General features: G+C 39.6%; 14 protein-coding genes. 8 read left to right on the top strand and 6 right to left on the bottom strand.

Translation table 11 applies throughout. The annotated features are described in order from the left end of the window. Nucleotides 1-260: 260 nt before the first annotated feature. The gene (locus tag UYK_RS0100080) at nucleotides 261-1,040 is read right to left on the bottom strand and encodes an MBL fold metallo-hydrolase (RefSeq protein WP_009460336.1); all 780 of its coding nucleotides are present in this window, start codon (nucleotides 1,038-1,040) and stop codon (nucleotides 261-263) included. A gap of 464 nt (nucleotides 1,041-1,504) precedes the next feature. On the opposite strand from UYK_RS0100080, the gene UYK_RS0100075 reads away from it, so the two are divergent. From UYK_RS0100075 to UYK_RS0100065, 3 genes are all read left to right on the top strand, one after another. Continuing rightward, nucleotides 1,505-2,866 (top strand): sensor histidine kinase, encoded by a 1,362-nt coding sequence (locus UYK_RS0100075; RefSeq protein ID WP_009460335.1) that lies wholly within the window; start codon nucleotides 1,505-1,507, stop codon nucleotides 2,864-2,866. An 83-nt stretch (nucleotides 2,867-2,949) separates the two neighbouring features. Then, nucleotides 2,950-3,219, top strand: coding sequence for a hypothetical protein (locus UYK_RS0100070; RefSeq protein ID WP_009460334.1), 270 nt, complete (start codon nucleotides 2,950-2,952; stop codon nucleotides 3,217-3,219). A 247-nt stretch (nucleotides 3,220-3,466) separates the two neighbouring features. After that, complete coding sequence (locus UYK_RS0100065) at nucleotides 3,467-3,721, top strand: GIY-YIG nuclease family protein (protein WP_009460333.1); 255 nt, start codon at nucleotides 3,467-3,469, stop codon at nucleotides 3,719-3,721. Between the two features lie 147 nt (nucleotides 3,722-3,868). On the opposite strand, the gene UYK_RS0100060 is transcribed toward UYK_RS0100065, so the two are convergent. Then, nucleotides 3,869-4,339 (bottom strand): DUF4870 domain-containing protein, encoded by a 471-nt coding sequence (locus UYK_RS0100060; RefSeq protein WP_009460332.1) that lies wholly within the window; start codon nucleotides 4,337-4,339, stop codon nucleotides 3,869-3,871. 717 nt (nucleotides 4,340-5,056) lie between these two features. Here UYK_RS0100060 and UYK_RS0100055 point away from each other — a divergent pair. Next, entirely contained in the window at nucleotides 5,057-5,647 is a 591-nt protein-coding gene (locus tag UYK_RS0100055) for a fasciclin domain-containing protein (RefSeq protein WP_009460331.1), read from the top strand. 205 nt (nucleotides 5,648-5,852) lie between these two features. Here UYK_RS0100055 and UYK_RS0100045 read toward each other — a convergent pair whose 3' ends face one another. The 4 genes from UYK_RS0100045 to UYK_RS0100030 form a co-directional block, all read right to left on the bottom strand. After that, on the bottom strand, nucleotides 5,853-8,672 hold the full coding sequence (locus tag UYK_RS0100045) for a CHAT domain-containing protein (protein WP_016870673.1): 2,820 nt from the start codon (nucleotides 8,670-8,672) through the stop codon (nucleotides 5,853-5,855). 109 nt (nucleotides 8,673-8,781) lie between these two features. Continuing rightward, a complete protein-coding gene (locus tag UYK_RS0100040) occupies nucleotides 8,782-13,158 on the bottom strand; it encodes a two-partner secretion domain-containing protein (RefSeq protein WP_016870672.1) in 4,377 nt (1,458 codons plus the stop codon). Nucleotides 13,159-13,242: 84 nt separating this feature from the next. Next, the gene (locus UYK_RS0100035; protein WP_167539722.1) at nucleotides 13,243-15,600 is read right to left on the bottom strand and encodes a two-partner secretion domain-containing protein; all 2,358 of its coding nucleotides are present in this window, start codon (nucleotides 15,598-15,600) and stop codon (nucleotides 13,243-13,245) included. A 136-nt stretch (nucleotides 15,601-15,736) separates the two neighbouring features. Then, nucleotides 15,737-17,722, bottom strand: a complete 1,986-nt coding sequence (locus tag UYK_RS0100030; protein WP_016870670.1) for a ShlB/FhaC/HecB family hemolysin secretion/activation protein — start codon at nucleotides 17,720-17,722, stop codon at nucleotides 15,737-15,739. Nucleotides 17,723-17,880: 158 nt separating this feature from the next. On the opposite strand from UYK_RS0100030, the gene UYK_RS0100025 reads away from it, so the two are divergent. The 4 genes from UYK_RS0100025 (at nucleotide 17,881) to UYK_RS0100010 (ending at nucleotide 23,337) form a co-directional block, all read left to right on the top strand. Further along, on the top strand, nucleotides 17,881-19,902 hold the full coding sequence (locus UYK_RS0100025; RefSeq protein WP_016870669.1) for a serine/threonine-protein kinase: 2,022 nt from the start codon (nucleotides 17,881-17,883) through the stop codon (nucleotides 19,900-19,902). A gap of 289 nt (nucleotides 19,903-20,191) precedes the next feature. Continuing rightward, the gene (locus tag UYK_RS0100020; RefSeq protein ID WP_009460325.1) at nucleotides 20,192-21,340 is read left to right on the top strand and encodes an alanine--glyoxylate aminotransferase family protein; all 1,149 of its coding nucleotides are present in this window, start codon (nucleotides 20,192-20,194) and stop codon (nucleotides 21,338-21,340) included. Nucleotides 21,341-21,526: 186 nt separating this feature from the next. Further along, a complete protein-coding gene (locus UYK_RS0100015) occupies nucleotides 21,527-22,321 on the top strand; it encodes a DUF3891 family protein (RefSeq protein WP_009460324.1) in 795 nt (264 codons plus the stop codon). A gap of 311 nt (nucleotides 22,322-22,632) precedes the next feature. Then, the gene (locus UYK_RS0100010) at nucleotides 22,633-23,337 is read left to right on the top strand and encodes a hypothetical protein (RefSeq protein ID WP_026086304.1); all 705 of its coding nucleotides are present in this window, start codon (nucleotides 22,633-22,635) and stop codon (nucleotides 23,335-23,337) included. Nucleotides 23,338-23,528: the final 191 nt, after the last annotated feature.

Here is a 23,528-nt window from a genome sequence, read left to right as displayed (position 1 = left end):
ACCATCTGCCGAGTTATCAATTTTTCATTGTTCACTGATAATTGATAACTATTTACTGATTTAAACCACCTCAAAAAGAATCGATTCAACAGAGAGTTTCTCTTGCAGTTTAAATTTCTACTTAACCTCAGCGATGAGAAATTAAACAAACTCTGCGCCTTTTGGTGTTCCTGGAGGATAGGCTTTCCATTTGAGATAAAAGTGTAGGATTGGTGGTGATACCCTTTACCCAACCCCTACGCTTGACAAAATGCCGTGACTTACACCCCTACACCCTTTTTCTGTAATTGCAACTCTATGCGATCGCCTGATTTGGCTTCTATTACCTGGGTGGAAAGATTGTTTTTTGCCAGTAAAGAACGGAATTCTTCAATGTTTCCCTTGGTTTGCAAGAATTTTGTTAGGAATCCTGTAAACTTCACATCACCTCCAGCTGCTGTAGGTAGCATAACTTGGGGTTGCAACCATTGAGCTAATTCTAAAGCGTTTTTACCACCCCTGATAAATGACCCGACTATCGGTAAAGTTAAGTCAACAAGTGGAGTAATAACAACATCAATGGGGGCTACTGCTTTCAGCGAAGGGGAATGATATCCGTGTGGTTCGTAGTAAATAGTCAAGTTACTTGCTAATTCTTTGAGAAGATAACCATTTTCTACTAAAGTGGGGCCGATGGGCGAACCAGGAAATGCTTTGATTTCTACACTTGTATTTAAAGTAAAGGTTTCCCCATGAGTAAGTACTGTGATTTGGGTGTAACCTAGCTGCTGTACTACCTTAGCAGCGTTAGGAGAAGCTACCACTGGAATATTATGATCAAGTTGCTTAAGTGTTGGAGGATGGGCATGATCTTCTAGCCCCTGAGACAACAAGATTAGGTCTATATTCTCTGGGATGGGGTGATCTTGAGTTCGATAACCTTTAAAAAACCAATCTTGATTAGCGAAAGTTAACGTATCTACTAGCCAAGGATCAAGTAGTATCCGTTGTCCTCCAATTTCGATCAGCCAGCTGTTACTGTCTAAGTATGTTAATAGCATGTTAATTGCACGACTTCTATAAATTAATACTTGTCTTTAATCTATTATGAATCGTGTTAACTGACTTAATTAACCTTAGGGTCATGGCACCTAGGTGACGAGTAAAGACAGAAAATTTACTTAAAGAATATAAAAAATTTATTTGCCTACTTAATTTTAGTCGCAATCTATAATACTATTCAGAAAGTGCCAGGGTAGTACTACTATTATTGAAAGGAGCTACCAAAATGAGGATTGGCTTTGAGAAATTTTTAGGTATTTGTTTGTTTTTGTTTGTTTAGTTATAGTGTGTCTACTATTTTCACTATTCCATCGGATTAGCATATCGTATATGAAACATAGTATTTCAACGATGTTTCAGTGATATTGAAACTCCTTGAATATTCAGCACTAAATATTTCTAAACATTGTAGGCACCAGGTAACGATATCTGAAAAGTTAGAATTTAAATCGGTTCAAAATATATGCTGAAATATGCTGATGAATTAAAGTTGAATATAGACTCAACTTTGCAAGAGTTACCCTTGTGGGAAGTGGAGGTTGATCTGAATTGTTTTGGCAGTGATTTAATGAAACCGTTTAAAGATGAGCCTCTATTACCAGGAGTAATGATAACTGATAATCGTCGATATGTTGGCATGATTTCGCGGCGCAAATTATTTGAATATATTAGTCGTCCTTTTACTTCAGAACTATTTTATAATCGCCCAATAGCAATGTCCCTAAAAATTTTGCAAATAGAAGAGGGATTTGTGATATCTGAGACAACTTCTATAATGGAAGCGACTTATTTATCTTTGCAGCGATCGCCCGAACTTGTCTACGAACCAATAATAGTCAAAGCAGCATCAGAAAAGAATCGGTTACTTGACTTTCACCAGTTATTGTTAGCCTATTCTCAAATTCATGTTATTACACTTGCTAATTCAGCACAAACACAAGAACAAACAAAAATACCGGACAAAGATTTTCATGAACTTCAGCACCTCCAGATTCAATTATTACATCAAGAAAAAATCAAAGCCTTAAGGCAAATAGTTTCTAGCATAGCCAATGAAATCAACAACCCTGCTAATTTACTTGCCGGTAAATTAATTCACGCCAGCCGCTATATCCAACAATTACTCGAGGTAATTAAACTCTACCAACAGTACTATCCCCAACCAACAACCGAAATTCAACGAGTAATTAATCAATTTGAATTAGAAAATCTTACTACCGATCTTTCTAATCTGACATATTCAATGAAAGCAGGTATTGATCGCATCAGACAATTTATCCATGCTCTACAAAACTTTTCGACAGAGGAATCTGAAAAAATATTAGTCGATATTCATGAGACCATTGATAGTACATTAATTCTGTTACAAAGTCGTTTCAAATCTAATGCACACGGTCAAAATATAACCCTGATTAAAGAATATGCAAAACTACCTTTGATAAAGTGCTACCCACAGGAACTGAACATAGCTTTTATGAATATTATTAGTTATGTGATTGATGCGTTGGAAGAAGTTAATGATTCATGGGTAAAAGCTAACAAGCTGGACAACACTAATTATTTATCCCCAACCATTCGTATTTGTACTCATCTATTGAACTCAACTATAGCCGTAGTTCATATTGCAAATAATGCTGTCGGTATCACAGAAAAAGTTAGTAAAAAGTTTTTTGATCCCTTGTTTTACACTAAATCTACTGGTAAATTAACCGAATTAGAATTATCTACGAGCTATGAAATAATAGTTGAAAAACATGGTGGTCAAATAGAATGGATTTCTGGGTTAGAACAAAGCACTGAATTTATCATTAAACTTCCAATTTAGAACTTGACTCTGACATTGAGCATTTTAGGGATAAAAATCCAATCCGATATGATAATCTGAGATTTATTTTCTGTGTAGTTACTATGAATCGTGTGTTTCGGCGATATCATCGCCAAATTGCGATCGCTTTGTGTTTGCCTTTATTTTTGACAATGCTTACAGGTGTAGGCTATACCATTGTTGATGAATGGTTCGGTCAAGAGCAATTAGGTGCATTTATCCTCAGTCTACACACTCTGGAAATTATTCATTTAGAAAAAATTTATCCTCTTTTGAATGGTTTAGGATTACTAGGATTATTAATTACCGGTTTAAGTATGACAGGTTTATTTCGCAAAAGTTCAGATAGGTGAGGGGAGATGGGGTGATGGGGAGTAATGTAGAGACGCGCTGTTTGAAGCGTCTGGGAGTGGGGGAGCCAGCGCGGTCTTGTTGGTTTCCAACAAAGAGCGACTGGCGTGGAGTGTGAGGAGTGTGTAGACACGCCTTCTTCGGCTTCCCGTAGGGTGGAGTAAAATAACTAACCACCAACTACTAACTACTAACTACTAACCACCAACCAACAACCAACAACCAACTAATGACAAATGATTATTAATTATGTCTTCTGACATCTACGCGATCGCACATATCGGTGATTTTAAACTTTTTGTTGGGGAAGCCAGCAAACTCAGCCAAAAATGGCCACCTATGCTTGTTCAACTCAATAGCGGTACATTTCCTCATGCAATGTTGCAGCAGGTATGGGACATAGAAGGTGGTAAGCGCCATTTTTCGTTTCACACAAAAGCAGAGATTATCAGTGATCAGGATATTTTGGGTATAGAAGAATTTTTGGCAGAAGCTGCGAAATAGCTAACAGGAATTGTGTACAGCAGAACAATCCTTGATTTTGGATAAGTTGGTGTTTCCAGGGAGGGGTTCTCGAGAGGGATTTTGACTGCGCCAGCATCCGAGTGCAGAGGTTCGCAGAGAATAGACATGAACAACTACAAATAATACTTAGTTTCTTAAAAATCTAATTGTAAAGGGATAGCGGTAATGCTGACCTTTATAAGCTTTAACGGAAGCAAAAATTACTAAAATTAATTGGACTAATAATAATATAGATACCAGTATAATTAACACTATTAATAAAGTATTTAAAGTAGATTCTAGTTGTTGAGCAGGCACATTGTTTGTGAGGGCAATACCACAGGTTGTAAAAACTAGAAATAAGGAAACTATGATTACAACTAAAGTATAAACTGTCAGCGACATTTGAAAGTTTAAGGATTCTTTGCCTTGAAAATCGATCCACGGATCTTGTGATTTTTTCCATTGCCAAACTACCAGTGGTCCAAGGATATTCAACAAAGGCAAATATACAGGTATACCAATAAATACTAAAAAAATTAGTGGAATCCACAACAAAGCCGAAAGATGACACAGCATCGCCCAAATACGTATTTGCTTGTTGCTGTTTTCTCTCATGGTTATTGACTTGATGTGGATTTATATAAAAAACTTATCGGTGTATATATGTGTTCGCTTTTCTACAACTAAATTTCTTGCTTTACAGAATGAGTCCACATTAGAGGTTATATGTAAAAAAAGTCAAGACTCAAATCTAAGGATTTCTAGTTTATAGCTGTGGAAATCGCAATTTAATAGTATATATATTAACCAACACAAAATGCTTATTGTCCTAGCAGGAGTGGGCTTTCATTAACCAGAGTGGTTGTTGTCCAAAGCTTTGCTTGAGGTGCAAAATCTTCTTGTAACGACAGCAAAACTGCACTCAAGCAAAGTTTATTTAGATAAAGACTACTGAAAAGCCAAGCTTGGTTGGGGTTGAAGACTGTGCAGAAATTTTCTATTTGTGCGATCGCAATTTGAAAACTGTCTGCTAGCTGCTACTGGCTACTAGCAATGCTTTCCAAGTGTTTTGCACTGTGCGATCGCAAGTTTCTTTCTAACTATGTCTAATAATTTGAAATCAGGATGTTGCTATTAAAAAACTTAACAAATCAAGGCTTTATGTAGAAAGCCAAGATACTAGGAATATAAGGTTAGCAGACTATTTTTATACTGTTGATATCATGATATCAACTTCACAACGTTTAAGTAGAACATTATATAATTTTTTCCGAAAATTACCATTGAACTCTTGTAGTATTAGCATAAACTTAGGGTTACCAGGTGAGTCTTATGTTCCCTCAAAGATTTCATGCCTTAACTGGCAAAAAATGGTTTGTCAAATTGGCTTGGGTGATGGGGATTATTGGTGTCACAACCATGATTAGTTCTCCTGTATTGGCTAGAAGATTCTATGGCTTTGCCTTTTTGCAACCTTCTGCTTATCGCAACTATCCTTATCGCAACTCTAACAGTACCATTGCTGATACTCTTGCTAAGGATGGGAAATATGCTAATCTGGTTGATGAATTGAAAGAAGCTGGTCTTTTCGACACACTGAAAAAGCCAGGTTATTTCACAATTTTTGCTCCGACTGATAATGCCTTTAATTCTTTAGATAGTAACGTCTTCAAGCAATATAGCCAGCCCGAAAACCGTGTTAAAGTTTTGAAATATCACATGATTGTTGGCGAAATCACTCCTGAGCAAATCAAAACTGGAGTACTCAAAACTCTAGAAGGCAGTGAACTTAGAATTACCGAAGATGCTAATGGCGAAGTCAAGGTAAATGAAGCTAAAGTCTACCACCCTGCCACAACTACTACAAATGGTGTGATTGTACAAATCAACGGACTACTGATACCTTCTGATGTTAACTTCTAAGCTTTAGCAAATTTTGCTTAATATTATTCAAAGCGTCCCCCTGCTTAGTTTTTCTTAAAGCAGGAGGATTTTTACTTGATATCATGTTCGCTTGAATACTTATACTGTTGCGTAGGCTGGTAATAGGTAATGGGTAATGGGAAAAACCAATACCCAATGCCCAAAAACGAAGCATAATATTGTGAGCAATTAGCCGAACTTGATATTATTGCCAGTTACCTACAACAACAAATGGCGCCCAGAAATGGGGATTGCTGTATTGCTGATCATTAAGCAAAGCTAGTTGTGCTTGCTGGAGTGCTTGCGCTTTGTTGATTTTAGTCTTTTTAGCTTGTTCTAACTGACTATACAAATTACCCATGAATTTGGCAGTACTTTCATCTTGCACTGACCATAATGTTGCCATTGTACTGCGCGCACCAGACCGTACTGCTACTCCTGCAAGTCCTAAAGTAGCACGTTGATCACCAATTGCTGTTTCACAAGCACTGAGAACTAATAATTCTATTGGTCTACGGGAAGTTAGTGTGTTGTTTCGCAGGAGATTACCTAACTGTTTAACGTTCATGCGTTGATCCCAAAATAGAATAAAGGTATCGTCAGCGATCGAACTAAATTGAGCATGAGTTGCTAAGTGAATGATCGAAACATCAGAATTGAGAATTTGGTTTTGAACCTCTTTGGTGGTAAATTTTTCGTCGAGGAGTGACTTACTTGCAACTCCTAAATCTTCGATTTGTTTGAGTTCTTGTCGTACTTGAGGCAGTTCTTTAAAGCCTTCACGTGGTTTACTTATTCCTGCTGTGATGGCTTTGATATTAATGTCTGTTAATGGTTTGGGGTTAATTAGCTGCAAACCAGGAGTTAAGGCAATGGCGTATTTTTGTAATAAATATTGTTTGCCATCGTGCAATACAGACATGGGAATATTTCTTAATTTTTCATCCAAAACAAACACCAAGGTTTTAATTTTGTTGTTTTCTAAATCTTGTTGCAGAGGTCGAATCAGCCAATCGTATACTTTTTGGTAATAAGGCAGGGACTGTTCAAGCTTAGTTTCAGGAGATTTGAGAAAAGCCTGTATTTGTTCTACAGTTTCTTCTACTTCTTGTTTTTTAAGTTTGGTACTGTAAAGACGTGGTGGTTGTTTTGGTAGACTGAGAATTACTTCTAATCTTTCTACATTTGCATTTGATTGTTGTTGGTTGGATAAAATAATTGGATAAACAACTGCGGCGTTTGTGTCTAATTGATCGATGGGTTTGGAGTTTGTTTCTACACAGGCTTCACGGAAAAAGTTATTGAGTTCAGCCAATTGTAGAGATTCCAGCACATTTCTTGCTTGAGTTAATCGTTTTTGGCTTTCCTGTTCTTTTTTATCTGCTTTTAAGGATTGAGCATACTCCAATTCCAGTTCGACTAGTTGGCGATAAACCGGTTCTACGCTAGATCGAAAAGAAAACTGGACTTCTGGATTAACTGCTACTAAATCGCTACGTAATGATTGCAGAGCATTATAAGCTTTGGTGTAAGCTGCGATCGCATCTGGTATATCCCCTTGGGCTTTACGTATCCTGCCCAGTTGCCAGAAATACTGATAGGATATGTAGGGTGATTCTAGGCTAGAAACTACATTCAAAGCTTGTCTAGTAAATTTTTCGGCTTGAGATAAATCCTCTTTACTACCTCTTTGCTCATACAGCGCACCACGATTTCCTAGTGCATAGGCTTCAGCTTGTTTGTCTCCTAAATTTTTGGCTTGGGTGGCGGCTTCGGCTAAAGTTTTGTCAATTTCGTCAAAACTTGGCAGTTGCGAGTTTTGCTTTTGTTGGGAGTTTTCGGGTTGAATTAGTTCTGCTAAGCTTTGAGCATAGTTTATTTGCTCGTAAATTCCTGTCCGACTAGGAGAAAATTTTAAGTCTTGAGGATTTAGAGATAACCAAAAAGCTTTTGCATCTTGATATTTTTCTGGGTCATATTTTCCCTGTTTTAACAAGAGGCTAAGGTGATTTAGTTGTGCTTGTTGGCGCGTAGTTGGTAAAGTGGTCAGCTTTGCTGCTTGCATATAAGCATCTACTGCTTGTTGGTAATAAGTTTCTCTTCTACGGCGTACCCTTTCATTTTCGGCTAAGGTTTTAGCTGTATTACCTATACTGAGATAAGTGGCTGCTTGCTCTTGAGGAGAGTTTAATTTTTGGGCTAGGATTAAACTGCTGTCTAAGACGAGTTGAGACTGTTCTGGCTGACCAATAAAACGTAGTAATTCACCCAGGCTTCTCAAGCCTATAACTTTGGTTACAGAAGGAGATTCACTGGTAATTTTTTGGAGTTTTGCTGTTAACTCTTCTGATGATAATTGGCTAAACTCTTGACAATCGCTAACTCCAAGTTCTTGATTAAATACTTCTAATAAAGTCTTGCAAGCACGGGGAAAAAGACCCATATCTTGCATAACTTGACTCTGGTTGATTTGATTTTGTGCTAACTTGGCAGGTTCTTTAATCTGACTGTAGATTTTAGCAGCTTGTTGCCAACTCTCAAGGCTTTGTGTAAATTGTCCAACTTCTTTTTGTAAATAGCCTTGAATATCTAAAGCCTGCGCTAAAATTTTCTGTTTGTCTTGACTTTGGGGCTGAGTTTGTAGCAACACTAAACTTTGTTGATTGGCTTTTGTGGCTTTCTCCCACTGTCCAAGTTGTTGATAAGTCAATGAGAGATTACTCAAAGCCATTGCTTGATTTAAATTATCTTTTTGGGCAGAAAACGCAGACACTGCTTTTTCCCACACAACTGCTGCTTCTTGCAGTTGACCAGAACGGTATAACTGAGTAGCTTGGTTAACTAGCTGTTGTGCATCTGACTGAGTCTGCACAATTTGAGTTGTTTGTGAAACCTTCGCAATTACAGGTGGTGCTGTAGACGCAAACATAAATAGCAAAACAGCCAGAAATAGCGATCGCTTATGATAAATTCTTTTGACTTGATTAGTTAAATTACGGTTAAATACGCCTTTATTTGGTTTCATATTATACTCCAAATAATATTGTTAGTTGTTGGTTGTTGGTTAGTGGTTAGTAGTTGTTCACTACCCCTCACACTCCCCATCACCCCATCACCCCATCACCCCACCTTCTTCAAAATGGTGCAGGACAAGACGCACTTACTTGGTTTGTACGCTGAGGATTAGAGGCATTAGGATCATAGGCTGTGAGAACCACTTCGCCTTTTTCGTTAAATACCCATCCTTGGGCAGGAACAATTTGCTTACTTGTAGATTGGTTCGTAGGTTGATTAATAGTTGCACTCTGGGAATTGCTACTACTGTTAACAGGCTGTAGCAAATCAACACGAATGTTGTCACTGCTGAAGTTGTTGTTTGGGCTGGATGGCAAACCACCGCGTCCAGTGATGATAAATGAACTGCCAGAACCTTTCTGACAAGGATTCTGGGCAATTTGATTGCTTGGATCTGTGAGGTTTTCTGGTAATTCAACTAATCCTTGACTGGGGTCTACATCTGCGGTGTCGATTTGAACTGTACCACTTAAATCCGGACTTGCTCCTGTGGCTGTAATGTCACTTTCAGGGGTGCGTTGTCTGCGGAATTGAGTACCAAAGATAGCATCAGCCCTAATAAATACACTACCTCCAGGGCCTCCTTTAGCATCGGCGCTAATATCACTATTTTCTAAAGCGACGAGGTTGCCAGTGTCTATCGTTATATTTCCACCTGTAGCTGTACCTGTGGCGTTAGTGGTGATGTTGCTGTTACGTCGTAAAATTAGGTCACGCGATCGCAACGTCACGTTACCTTGACCACCTCTTGTATCAGCAGCAATTAATGCCTGGTTGTTTAGCCGGATGTCTTTCGCTGTGGTAATTTCTATGTTACCTGCTTGGCTGTTCTCAACATCACTATTTGTAAAGAGTTGAGCGTTATCAAGCAAAAACGAATTGGCGTTTATTTTAATACCACCAGCATTTCCTAAACTAGATGTGCTAGCAAAAAGTCGTCCCCCATCTTTAACAACTAGTGGCCCTTTTGTGATGATTTCAATATTGCCACTATTGCCTCTTCCTCCCGTTTCCACATTACTGAAAATACCACTATTAACGCCATTCTCACTGATGCCTGTGATTGTAATGCCGTCGCTAACATTCAGCTTTACATTGCCAGCATTGCCGATCCCACCAATATCTATATCAAATAAGTTAAATAAACCGAATATATTATCGATTTCTGCTCTTGATAAATCGTTGATGTCAGATGATTCAAATAAACCACGGACAAAGGTATTAAGTTGACCTCCATTGGTCAATGAAAGAGACCTAGCGGTGATATTGATTTCTCCACCTTTACCTATGCCTCCTATTTCTACGTTACTGAAAGCTGCGCTGGGAAATCCTACAATTTTATCTGCGCCGTCAAAAGAAACAATATCTCTAGCTGTGATTGTGATATTACCTGCATCTCCCCTACCAGCAGTACTAGCAAAAATTTGTCCGCCATCGGTTACAAATAGTGAACCTGTGGTGATATCTATATTGCCGGCGTTACCTATTGCTCCTTGTTCCACACTGCTAAAAATCCCGCTGCGACTATAAACGCCATTGGATTGACGTATGTCACTTACTCCCGAAATATCAATTCTATCGTTGACATTTAGTTGGACATTTCCAGCCTTGATAACCCTATCAGGTTGAGTACTAAGATTATTACGAACTGATGTATTGAGTTGGGCACCATTGGTCAATGATAGTGAGTTTGCATTGATAATGATGTCTCCACCTGTGCCTGTACTTGCTGCTTCCACACTACTGAAAGCTGCACTGGGATTTCCCTGGCTATCTTTGCCATCAAAAGAGACTATACCATTGGGAGCGTTAATAGTTACATTCCCTGCATTTCCTGTGCTATAGGTGTTGGAATTTAGTTGTCCACCACCACTGATAAAAAGTGATCCTGTGGTGATATCAATATTGCCGGCATTGCCTGTAGAGCCAGTCTCTACGTTGCTAAAGATAGCACTGCGAATGCCAAAGTTACCGATTCCTGCAATATCAATCCGATCGCTAATATTTAATTTCACATTCCCAGCATCACCTATACCACCAAGATTTATGCCATCTGTACCCCGAACCAAGGTATTCAGTTGACCTCCGTTAGTCAATGAGAGTGATCTGGCAGTAATATTAATATCTCCCCCCTTGCCTTGGCCTCCTGTTTCTACGGTACTGAAGGCTGCACTGGTGGTTAATCCCCGTTTTTCTGTACCATCAAAAGAGACAATACCATTAGGAGCATTGATTGTGATATTGCCTGCATCTCCTTTGCCAAAGGTGCTAGCAGACAATACTCCTCCATTCTTGACAAAAAGTGATCCTGTGGTGATTTCAATATCGCCAGCATTACCTGTTGACCCAAGATCTACACTACTAAAAATACCACTGTTGGCGTAACGACCATTGGGGTCAAGTATGTCACTTGCTCCAGAAATCTCGATCGCATCACTGATATTTAACTTCACATTTCCAGCTTTAGGTATATCAGTGGGATTGGTGTTAATTCCATTACGGATAAAGGTATTTAGTTGACCTCCATTGGTTAAAGAAAGTGATTTAGCTGTAATGTCGATGTTTCCACCATCACCAGTGCCGCCAGTTTCTACGTTGCTAAAAATTGCACTCGGTAATCCTTGATTATTTGTACCTTGAAAAGAGACTGTACCATTAGGGGCATTAATAATTACATTTCCTGCATTCCCCTGACCAAAGGTACTTGAATTTAATTGCGAACCGTCAGTTGCAAAAAGTGAGCCTGTTGTAATGTTGATGTTGCCAGCATTAGGCAAACCCTTATCTCCTACAATTCCAGTAGTATTGGTAAATACTTGAGTACCATTTTGCAAAGAAAGCGATCGCGCATTAATGACAATATCGCCTCCCAGTCCTGTACCAATTAAATCAACACCGAAGTCATCTGAGCGACCAGCAACAGAAGTACTGATTCTAGCAGCATTAAATACAACATCTGCGTTGTCTGCATCAATGATGATGTCTCCTGCATTCCCAGATGCATAAGTAGCAGCTTGCATGATGGAACCGCTGTTTATAGAAACAGATTCAGAAGCTTTAATACGGATATTACCAGCATTTCCTGACCCAGTTGTGGAAGTAGCTATTTGTGCAAAATTTTCTAAAGTCAGTGATGGTGTATCGATAACAACATCATTACCACTTCCAGTCGCAAAAGCTCCCACTACACTACCAAAACCGCTCCCTAATTCTGGCAATCCTTGCAAGAATATTTTATCTGTAGCTGTAACATTTACTCTTCCGGCATTTCCTTGCCCAAAAGTTGCAGAACCGATTGCAAAACCACCAATTCCTTCCAAGGTCTTAGTGTTAATGATGACATTTCCTGCATTACCAATTGCTGAGCTTTGGACTAAATTGCTGATTTCCGTAGAGGAGTCAGCATTACCCGTGATTGTAAACTTGTCTGTAGTATTAATGACAATGTCACCCGCTTGAGCATTAGGATTGCCAAAACCCGATAAGATGCCAGCAAACAGATTACTACCCCCAGAAATATCGAAATTACGGGCATTGATGGCTATGCTACCTCCTCCGTCACCAAGTACAGCTACTGTACTACCGTTGTTAATTGTGACATCTGCTCTAGTCACACCATTAGGAAAACTTAAGCTACCATCAGCGTTTAATCCAACTGTTCCGGCTTGTTTTAGTCCCCCTAACTCAACTCTTCCTCCTGCTGCTAATACTGTGCCGTTGTTGAAAACAACATCACCACCAAGCAAAGCGAAGGTTTTTGTGGGTGCTACTATCAAACCAAAAAAATCACCGTTGATATTTTGAACTACAGATTGATTAGTAATACTGCCGGGATTATCCCGAAATCGCAAGCCGATAGGAATATTGATGGTTAACTGGGGAACTGGTTGCGGGTTGCTAGCACTGAATTCAAAGTTGTCAAATAATACACTATCGGCTGTACTGCCAAAAAATGAACCACCACGCAAATCCAGACTTGCATTCGGACCAAAATCAATCCCATTTGGATTAATTAAAAATAGATTGGCGTTACCTAAAACACCAAGCGTCCCTTGAATATTAGAGCGATTACCACCTGTGACTCTGGTAAGAATATCGGTAATCCCAGTCGGATTGGAAAAATAAGCTCCCCTACCTGCATCAACGTTAAAATCTTGGAAAGAATGAAATAAATTTGACCCGCGAGTTGCACCACCAGTAATTAAATCAATTCCATCAACAACATTAGGATTCACAACAGAACTTTCAGCACCTAAGCTGGTATCTGGGGTAAGTTGGGCTGTAGCTTTGTTTATAGGTGCAAAACTGCCCAAAGTAATTAAGGGCAAGGCGAACCAAATCAGCGATCGCCAATTATATTTTCTTTGGTATTTTTGATTACAGACGAGCGATCGCTTTTGATTTTTTAGGTAGAAACTATCTAAAATCGGTAGCATTGAAACACCTTAGTGATAATACTCTGGGCAATTTATATCAACAAATACTTATCTATCAATTCACAACTGTTAACTGATACTGATTTACAAATGTGCAGGACAGGCTACAGTTGTTGTGGAATTACGTTGAGGAATATTACCTGTAGGGTCATAGGCTGTCAGAACCACCTCACCTTTGCTGTTAAATATCCATCCTTGCGCAGGTATAATATCACGCCCAGCAATGGGAAAAGTTTTTGGTTGATTAATGTTTGCACTCTGAGAATTTTCTCCAGAAGTAACAGGCTTGACTAAGTCAACGTGGATATTATCACCAGTCAGAGTTTCATTAGGACTAGGTGGGAAACCACCCCGTCCTGTGACGATAAATTCACTACCTATACCTCTTTGACAAGGATTTTGGGCAATTTGATCTCTGGGGTCTGGTAAATTATTTGGTAATTCGACTAATGCTTGACTAGGATCAACATCTATAGTGTTTAACTGCACAGTACCACTCAAGCTGGCATTTTGTCGGGAAATAGCTGTGATATCACTCGTAGGTTGCTTTCTTGGGTCTAAATCTTGAGGACGTAACCTCTCCCAATCTTGACGAGTGCGTACAAATAGCCCAAAGATACCATTAGAGTTAATGACAACTTTCCCTCCCTGACCTTGATCAGCATTAGCTATGATGTCGTTGTTACCGAAAGGTTGAGCAACTATAAAGCCGCGGTTGTTCGTGAGAGTGTTAATGTAAATATTGCCACCATTGCCATCTATCGCCTCAGTAGAAATCACACTTTCACCACTCATCAGTAAATAATCTTGCACATCAAGATAGATATCACCACCGTTACCAGAACTAGCTTGTGCTGTTATACCTCCTTTATTTTCCAGACGAATAGTATCAGATGTGACTCTGACTTCACCTGCATTCCCACTACCTTGACCATCGACGATGATTTTCGCCTGATCTCGAATGATTAACTTAGGAGTTTTCAGGATCACAGTGCCACCGTTACCTGTTGCGTCTTTGCCAACAACACTAGAGATAGCGCTGCCTTCTCCACTCAATTCTGTAGATTCAGAGGCTGTAATATCTAATGTCCCTGCTTGACTTTGGCTAAACGTACCTGTAACTAGCTGTCCTCCATCTGTGATTTTTAGTCGCCGTGTTTCCAGGGTTAACTTCGTACCTGGGCCTGTACTACTAGCTTGGGCGATCGTACCAATGGCGGTAGGAACAGGTGGTAATGTTTCATCTATAACTACATTTCCTTGTATTTCTACTAAATCAGATGCTTTCACCACAACATTCCCAGCAGCGCCTTCACCATAGGTATCAGCACCAATTTGCGCTCCACCACTAGCAATGATGCGTTTGGCTTGAATGCTTAAATCGCTACCATCACCAGAACCTTCAGGCGAGACAGCAGTGTATATGGTACTGGGAACTGAATCATTGGTTGAGATTCCACTTACTTCCAAGGTGTCAGCAGCATTAACGCTGACGGTTCCTCCTAGTTGGGAACCCGTGAAAGCAAAAATAGCAGATCCATCGGTAAGTTTGATATTTCTCCCTTGTACTTGGATCTCTCCAGCACCTACATCACTACTACTATCTATTGATGCTTTTTTAGTTAGGGAAATGTCCCGGAAGGCTGGCACATTTGTATATCCTAGTTGCCAGCCTTTATCTATAGGAGTGATACTGACGAAACTGGAACTATCGACACTTCCAACTTCAATTCTGCCGCCATCTGCAAGCAGATTTCCCCCTTCTAAATTTACATCACCCCCCACAAGGGCTAGAGTTTTACCGGGTTGTACAGCTAAACCTGGAGGAGTTGGGTTTCTGGTAAATTCTAAAAACTCCGGGTTGAACTGGAGATTATTACCTGTTCCTTGAACACTAATGCTTCCCGGATTGTCGCGAAAACGTAAGCCAATAGGAATATTGACAGTCAACTGTGGTGGTGCTTGAGCCTTGCTGGCGCTAAATTCAAAGTTATTGTCAAACACAAAACTATCAGCAGTCGTTGCCAAAAATGAACCATTCAGATCCAAAGTTGCATTTGGCCCGAAGAAAATTCCCTTGGGATTAAGTAAAAACAGATTTGCGTTACCTAAAACACCAAGCTTCCCTAGAATATTTGAGGGATTACCACCTGTGACTCTAGTGAGGATATTGGCAATACCATCAGGATTAGCAAAATAAGCTCCCCTACCTTCACCAACGTTAAAATCTTGGAAAGAATGAAACAAATTTGAGCCACGAGTTGCACCACCCGAGATGCGATCGCTCGGTATACCATTAATCACATCTGGATTCACAACAGAATTTTCTGTTCCACCTAGATTTACATCAGGAACAATCTGTGCTTTACCTCTACTGAAAGTAACAAGAATGCTGCAAGTGACTAAGGGTAGGCTGAGTACCAGTGTCGAAATTGATTTCATGATCAGCCCCACAAATAAATGATTTTTGACTAACTTGAAAGTCATCTCACCCCGGCTACGCCACCCCTCTCCTTAGTAAGGAGAGGGGCTTGGGGTGAGGTTTGTCGTACCTGGCGGTGAAACTTTCTTTTGACCTTTAAAACGGGCTGTAATTAATCGAGAAATACAACCCTTGTTCCTGTAATGTCCGGTCTCTATCATCTACATCGATGAGAGGAAAAGCGTAGTCAATACGGGCACTGAGTGTGTCACCCATCTGCCATTGCAAACCTAAGCCTGTACCAATCAAGGTATTGGGATCGGGGGTGGAAGTTGAGTTTTCAGAGTTATTCCAACCGACACCAAAGTTGATAAAGGGTACAACTTGCAAAAGCCCCTGAATTTGTCTAGCGCGCAAGACGGGAAATCTCACTTCCGCTGAGGCAAACACGCCGTTATCTGTTAAAAACTCATCTTGTCGATAACCCTTGACAGTTTGCAAGCCTCCCAAGCGAATTTGTTCGATGGGTACAAGAGGTTTGCTTGCTAATTGCATTTCTGAACGCAACACCAGCAAGGTATCTGGGGCTAATAAGCGCACATATTGTCCTTGTCCTCGCCAAGCAAGATAGCGGCTATCTGGGGGATCGCTGTTGACAGTAGCACCAAGCCACCCTACACCAAGGCTAAATTGCGATCGCAATGCAAAGACTTGTTGTGAGTTGCGTTGTGTGTATTCCTGGAAAAACCGGACTGTGGAAAGGCGTGTTCTACCTTCCTCATCTGCACCTGCTGATAAGGGAAATCTTTCTCCCAATAATCTGCTTTCACTTTGCTGTCGGGAAAAAGTTAAACCTAGTGCCAATTCTTGACTGGGATTTTGAATGATTGGCTGCCGTAAATTCAAATCAAAGTAATAATAATCACCTGTGATATCAATCCGATCAAAGGGTGGTTCAACTACCCCTACAGCCGTTCTGCCTGTTGCAAAACCAATAGTACCATTGCGAGGATTAATCGGGAATGTATAACCCACGTCAAAAGCGTTACTACCTTCGCTGTTGATAAATTCAAAGGAAAAGCGATCGCCAAAGCCTAATAAATTACCTTCGCTGAGGCTAACACCCCGACGAAAAGTGCCAACACTCGGATCACCAGCATTATCTACAAAGATATCTACTCTAAAAGAATCTGCCTCTACAACTCTAACTTCTAATAAGCTTTGATCTGGACGTGAACCTGTAGATAATTCCGCAGAAATATTGGCTATCAAAGGGTCAAGCTGTAATAATTGCAGTGCTTCTAAGAGTTTTTCTCTATTTAAAGGTTTAGAGGTTGCTAGAGCAATGCGACTACGCACATACCCAGGTTTTAACCGCCTCGTACCTGTGACTCTAATATCTTCTACTCCACCTTCAACAATCCGTACCTTGACAACAGCGCCCTCTGGTGACAAAGTTTGTTCGGCTGGGATCACCGCGCCGGAATTAATGTATCCCTCCTTGATATATAAGTTAGTAATGTTGTTTTCAACTTGTAAAAGTTCAGCAAAGGTTATCGGTCGGTTAAGAAATTCGGCGGTTTCTTTGCTCAATTGTTCATCACTAAATGCTGTGTTTCCTTCAAACTCGAATCTCTTAATAGTAATAGTTCCAGGAATTTCTGGACGCTGTGGAGATTCGGGTGGTGGAGATGGAGTTTCTTCTAAAGGAGGTGTAGGTGATGGTTGCGGCGTTGGAATTGGCTTTGGTGGTGGTGCAGGTGGAATAGGAGCAGTCGGACTAGGAAGTTGCGATAAAATTAAGGTTTTATCCAACTCTCTGTTTTTCTGGCTTCCAACTAGTTCATATGAATTAGAAGCATCGGGAGGATATAATTTGAACCCAAAATCAGGATTGAGAGAATAACCTTCGTTGCCAATTTTTGTTTCATGAACCTGCCTGATTTGGCTTTTCACAGCAGCTGTGGTATTTTCTAGCTGTAGTGTGTTGCTCTGTGTCTCATTATTTCCTAAAAAAAAGTCCTCAGGATTGGGAGCCTTAGATGGTAAGTTTCCTACCGAAGCTTTTACAGCCGAGAAAGCTATTAAAACTTCCAACAAGAAACAAACAGTTAAATTCAGTTTCAAAGTGTGGTGGTGCATTAAAACTTGATTAATTTTTATTAATTAAACTTAAATACCATAGAATATGGTTTGTAGCATAGGGAATTATAATAAAATTTAACGAGGTAGTTTAGGAAACGAAAAGGAAATATAGGTATTTATAAGATATTGCTTTAAATGAAGGAATATATATTAAGATGACGGAAGGCAACAACAAGCTATTATGTGGCCGCTACCAAATCATCCAAGAATTAGGCAGGGGAGGCTTTGGAGTAACCTATCTGGCTACAGATACATTCTCTAATGTATTATGTGCAATCAAGAAACTCGACCCTCTCAATGCCGATATCGAAACAGCTAAAAGATTCTTTCACCGAGAAGTTAATATTTTAAATACTTTACAAACTAACCAGCAAGTTCCTAAGTTTTTTGACTATCTGGAAGAAAACAACAATTATTATATTGTTGAAGAATATATAGAAGGCACGTCTCTAGCTGACCTCGTTGGTCAAAAATGGTCAGAACAGACAGTAGTTAATTTCTTACAACAAATTTTATCAGTATTAGCATATTTACATGCAAAGAATATTATTCATCGTGATGTCAAACCCTCTAATTTGATTATTAGAAAGGGAGATAAGAAATTTGTCTTAATTGATTTTGGCTCTGTCAAAAAACTAGAGAAACAATATCCATCGTTTCAATCCTCAGTCACACAAACAATGATTGGAACTCCTGGATATGCTCCTTCAGAACAAATGGCAGGTAGACCACGTTTTAATAGTGATATCTATGCTTTAGGCTTGACAGCAATTCAACTATTAACTGGGATGCACCCAAGAGAATTAAGATGGGACGAAAAAGATTATGTTCTCTTACCTAGCGATATTAAAATTGATGATTCTCTTGCTGTTATTTTAACCAAAATGGTTCATAATAACCCAGCTCAGCGCTATCAAACAGTAGATGCTGTGATTGAAGATTTGAATAAGACTAAAATTAGTCCACCACCTACTCAACCGCCAACTTACTACTCATCCAATCGTCGAGGGGTACTTGCTAATACACGATTTATAAAAACTTGGCAAATTCCTATTGTCTTAATATTATTAACAGGAATAATAACTTGCATAGAATTTATTCATCCATTTATAAGACCTACATACTATTTACATGAAGCTAATAATTTGCTTGACGAACGCAAAGGAGATAAAGCTCTAGATAAATTTAACTACCTCAAAGAAATCCAGCCTAACTCCCCGGAAGTTTGGAAAGGAAGAGGGGATGCTTTATTTATTTTAGGACGGGATTTTGCCGCATTACAATCTTATAATAGAGCTATTTTTTTACAACCCAAAGACCAAAAACTTTTAGTTAAAATTTTAATTAATAAAGGAAAAGTTTTATATAAACAACAAAATTATCAAGAAGCTCTAGAAATTTATGAAAAAGCACTCAAAAGTGATAATAATAATCCAGAGGCTTTGAGCGGAAAAAGTTTATCTTTATTAGCATTGGGTCAAAAACAAGAAGCTTTGCAGTATTTAGACCAACTAAAGCAAATTAGACCTGATGATCCCAGAATTTGGCAAGAGATAGGCTTTGCAATCGAACAATCTCAGGGACGACAAGCTGCTAAAGAATACTTTCAAGAAGCTCTTTCATCTTATGATGATATTCTCAGGGTAAAAAAAAATAATCCAATATATTGGACTGACAGAGGTTCAATATTACTTAAATTAAATCGTCCCCAGGATGCTCTTGATTCTTATGAACAAGCACTCAAACTAGATAACAATTTTTATGAAGCGTTAATTGGTAAAGGTAACGCCTTAAATTTATTAGGAAAACCTAGTGAAGCTCTCTTTGCTTTTAGACAAGCGAGTAAAGTCCGCCCCCAAGATTATTTAGTTTGGTTTAATCAAGCAATTTTACTCACACAAACCTTAAGAAATCACGAAGAAGCTATTAAAGCTTTTGATCAAACAATTGCACTGAAAGACGATTTTCATCCAGCATGGGTGGGTAAAGCACTAGCATTATTAGAATTAAAACGCTCTCAAGAAGCTTTAGAAGCTATTGAAAAAGCTAAAGATTTGCAACCAAAAGACCCAGATATTTGGGATATTCGAGGAGAAATTTTAAAGGAGTTAGGAAAACAACAGGAAGCAAATAATTCTTATTTCCAAGCTGAAAGACTTAGGGGTGGGATGCGTTAACTAAAACCTAATCTTAAAGTAAGCGATCGCAATCTCTGCAATAATTCTAGAGAAGAAATATGACGTTGCTGAAATTGGTCATGAATTGTGTTTGTCTACATTTTGTAGAGACGTAGCAATGCTACGTCTGGTCACACCCGTAAATGGTAAATTCATATTTTGATTCAGCAACGCCAGAAATATATTATGGATTTGCAGATAATCCAGAGGTAGTTCCCTGTTCCCTCTTCCCCGTTCCCTTTCAAGGGTATGATGCGTAATGAAAGTATGATCTGGCCCAATAGAAATAATGACGCAGACAGTATCAATCAATAATAACCAGCGGTTGCAACTAGAGCCTCTTTCCACACCAGAACGCTTGCTGTTAGGTCCTGGTCCCTCGAATGCTCATCCCGCAGTTCTGCAAGCGATGAACACTCCCCCACTCGGACATCTCGATCCAGCTTTTCTTGCAGTCATGGATGAGATTCAATCGTTGCTGCGTTACGTATGGCAAACAGAAAACCCCCTTACCATCGCTGTTAGTGGTACGGGGACAGCAGCAATGGAAGCAACTATTGCTAATGTCGTAGAACCAGGCGATGTAGTGTTAGTAGGTGTAATTGGTTACTTTGGTAATCGACTTGCAGATATGGCTGGACGCTATGGTGCTGATGTGCGATCCATTACCAAGCCTTGGGGACAAGTCTTTTCCTTAGATGAGTTGCGTACTGCTGTACAAACTCATCGTCCAACTATTTTGGCTTTAGTTCATGCTGAAACCTCCACCGGCGCGTGTCAACCTCTGGAAGGTGTCGGAGAGCTGTGTCGTGAGTTTGGCTGTTTGCTGCTCATAGATACAGTTACAAGTTTGGGTGGTGTTCCCATCTTTTTGGATGAGTGGGGAGTTGACCTAGCTTATAGCTGTAGCCAAAAAGGCTTGGGTTGTCCGCCTGGTGCTTCTCCTTTTACGATGAGTCCCCGTGCAGTTGAGAAATTGCAACAGCGGCGAACAAAAGTGGCTAATTGGTATTTGGATATGACGCTGTTGTATAAATATTGGGGTAGTGAGCGAGTTTATCATCACACCGCACCCATCAATATGTATTATGCACTCCGGGAAGCACTGCGTCTCATTGCCGAAGAGGGAGTGGAAAACAGCTGGCGACGTCATCAAGAAAATGTAGAATATCTCTGGCAGTCATTAGAAAATATTGGATTGTCCTTACATGTACAGCGAGAGTACCGTCTACCCACTCTTACAACAGTCCGCATTCCCGAAGGAGTCGATGGTAAAGCGATCGCACGCCAGTTACTCTTAGAACATAACATTGAGATTGGTGGCGGTCTTGGCGAATTAGCAGGTCAAGTCTGGCGCGTTGGACTGATGGGTTTCAACAGCCGTAAAGAAAATGTAGACCGACTCATAGAAGCTCTGCAACAAGTTTTGCCTAAATAGAATAGGCAGATATGATGAATTTTTGGGGAAAGGGTAAAGGTTTGAAATTTGCTATGTCTTCCTTGCCTTACCTTTCCCCTAAGTTAGACTGAAATTAGCAGTGTATCCAGACAGCAAGATAATTGACTGAACACAGCTGCATAGTTACATCAAGATTGCTGAGCCAATAAATCCGAGTATTGATTCATGTTGCATCGCTTCTCAAAACAGGGAATGATTTGTATTACTCAACCAAATCACGCTTGGCTTTCAGGTCAATTAGCGCAAATCTGGGGTAATGAACAGTTTGGTGATTTTGTCCCCAGAAAAGAAGTTTGTTTTGGTGCAGAACAACATGATATCGGTTGGGTAGTTTGGGAACAATCTCCTACACTTAATCCTCAAACTGGTTATCCCCATCATTTCACGGAACTTCCTACTCAAGAACATATAAAAATTTGGTCAAATGCTAAACAGTTTGCATTCGTATTGGGTAGATATGTAGCGTTGCTAATATCACTACATGGAACAGGTCTGTATGAAAGGTTTACAAGTTGGCAAAACTCACCAACCTCCACTCAAATAGTAGAGAAGTTCCTCAAACAGGAGTATCTCTGGCAAGACCAACTTATCAATCTTTTGAAAAACGATCCATATTATTCAGCCTACGTTACACCAGAAGTAATCACACGCAATCGGAAGTTGGTAGCAACATGGGATGCGCTTTCAATCATCGTTTGTCAGGGAATGAATTTACAACAACAATTAGTTCATCATGTACCAATGCTTAATGGTGAAGCCACACTAGAGTTGACCTTGCTAGACAATCACGAGAATCATCAACAAATAGCCGTATTTCCCTGGCCTTTCCAACTCAATGAAGTCACACTAGTTTATGAAGGAAAGTTTCTACGCCATACCTTTAGCAATGAAATGACAATGCAAGAAGCTTTAATGGGTGATTGCTGGGTAACTCTCACCACTACTCTAAAGCCAAATTAGAAAGTAGTGGTTACAGTTTTTTACATATCTAGCCTCTTTTGCGTTGTTTGATTGGTTTTTTTGCAGTTTTTGATTTACCACGTGTTACCTTCAACTCAGTCTTTGACTGAGGCTGTGGAGGATGATGTTTTGGTGGCCGACATCGTTCACAAAACAAAGGTCTAGAAGGATAGCAAGTGCGTTCAACTACCAGGTTGCATCCTTTACATACAAAACGATAGACTCTTTGCCTAATGATGCGAGTGTGGGCTTTCACAAAAACTTCTTTGCTGTCCACCTGTCTATATCCTTTCAAAAAGAACGAAACTACTATGGCTGATTTATCTGAGATTCTTAGATTACTAGAAGCAGAACGCGATCGCTACATTTTAGAAACTGCTGATTTAGAGCGTCGCCTATCTTTTATTCGCAACCAGATGAATGTTCTAGAAGCTCTTATTTCAGGGTACGCCCTAGAAGAGAAAATGAGTCATCTCCAAAAGAGTTTACCTGAATCATCTACACAAGCATATTTGGAGGGTAACCTTCATTCCCTTGAGGAAGAGGGAGAACCCAAGACGCTTGAGCAAGAACAAGAATTAAATAATAAGACAAATTCACTAGTAACCACATTGTCATCGTCATCTACCTCGACGTTAAATTCCAAAGATTCTAAATCTACTACTCCCATAACGGAACAACCAGACATTTCCGATATTCCCAAACTGACGACTCCCAGAAAACCTGGAACTTTACCTTTACTACCTGAATTTCAAGAATACTCCATACAAAATGCAATCTTGATTTTGATGCGCCGTCGACCAAACCTACATTTTCATATTGATGCTATTGTACGGGACTTATATGGCGATAAATTAACACCAGAACAGTTAAAAACAGCAAAAACAAATGTTGGTAAAATGCTTTCCACTGGTGTGCAGTCTGGTATGTGGTATCGGGTGTTACAAGGACACGGCGTTTATACATTGAAATATGAAAAAGGAGTTACCAGCAAACCGCTACATAAAAAAAGATGATTTAGTATTAACTCATGCAGCTACTCAAGGTTAGTGCGTAAGCGATGGGCGCTAAATTAAAATAAGAATTTACAATTTACGGGGTGACCAGACGTAGCAATGCTAAGTCTGGTCAAGGATTTGGCATAGAACTACAAAATATATACAAACATAATTCATAACCAAATTCAGCAACACCACTTTTTTTTATC

This window comes from Fischerella thermalis PCC 7521 (assembly GCF_000317225.1).
Lineage (GTDB): Bacteria > Cyanobacteriota > Cyanobacteriia > Cyanobacteriales > Nostocaceae > Fischerella > Fischerella thermalis.
Note: the sequence above shows the minus strand (reverse complement) of the source record. Positions and strands in the feature narration are given on the sequence as shown.

Bases quoted from the DNA above. Each gene is read 5' to 3' on its own strand.
- UYK_RS0100025 (WP_016870669.1), top strand. From the start codon at position 17,881: ATGACGGAAGGCAACAACAAGCTATTATGTGGCCGCTACCAAATCATC.
- UYK_RS0100070 (WP_009460334.1), top strand. From the start codon at position 2,950: ATGAATCGTGTGTTTCGGCGATATCATCGCCAAATTGCGATCGCTTTG.
- UYK_RS0100020 (WP_009460325.1), top strand. From the start codon at position 20,192: ATGACGCAGACAGTATCAATCAATAATAACCAGCGGTTGCAACTAGAG.
- UYK_RS0100075 (WP_009460335.1), top strand. From the start codon at position 1,505: ATGCTGAAATATGCTGATGAATTAAAGTTGAATATAGACTCAACTTTG.
- UYK_RS0100010 (WP_026086304.1), top strand. From the start codon at position 22,633: ATGGCTGATTTATCTGAGATTCTTAGATTACTAGAAGCAGAACGCGAT.
- UYK_RS0100015 (WP_009460324.1), top strand. From the start codon at position 21,527: ATGTTGCATCGCTTCTCAAAACAGGGAATGATTTGTATTACTCAACCA.
- UYK_RS0100060 (WP_009460332.1), bottom strand. From the start codon at position 4,339: ATGAGAGAAAACAGCAACAAGCAAATACGTATTTGGGCGATGCTGTGT.
- UYK_RS0100030 (WP_016870670.1), bottom strand. From the start codon at position 17,722: ATGCACCACCACACTTTGAAACTGAATTTAACTGTTTGTTTCTTGTTG.
- UYK_RS0100035 (WP_167539722.1), bottom strand. From the start codon at position 15,600: ATGAAATCAATTTCGACACTGGTACTCAGCCTACCCTTAGTCACTTGC.
- UYK_RS0100040 (WP_016870672.1), bottom strand. From the start codon at position 13,158: ATGCTACCGATTTTAGATAGTTTCTACCTAAAAAATCAAAAGCGATCG.
- UYK_RS0100045 (WP_016870673.1), bottom strand. From the start codon at position 8,672: ATGAAACCAAATAAAGGCGTATTTAACCGTAATTTAACTAATCAAGTC.
- UYK_RS0100065 (WP_009460333.1), top strand. From the start codon at position 3,467: ATGTCTTCTGACATCTACGCGATCGCACATATCGGTGATTTTAAACTT.
- UYK_RS0100080 (WP_009460336.1), bottom strand. From the start codon at position 1,040: ATGCTATTAACATACTTAGACAGTAACAGCTGGCTGATCGAAATTGGA.
- UYK_RS0100055 (WP_009460331.1), top strand. From the start codon at position 5,057: ATGTTCCCTCAAAGATTTCATGCCTTAACTGGCAAAAAATGGTTTGTC.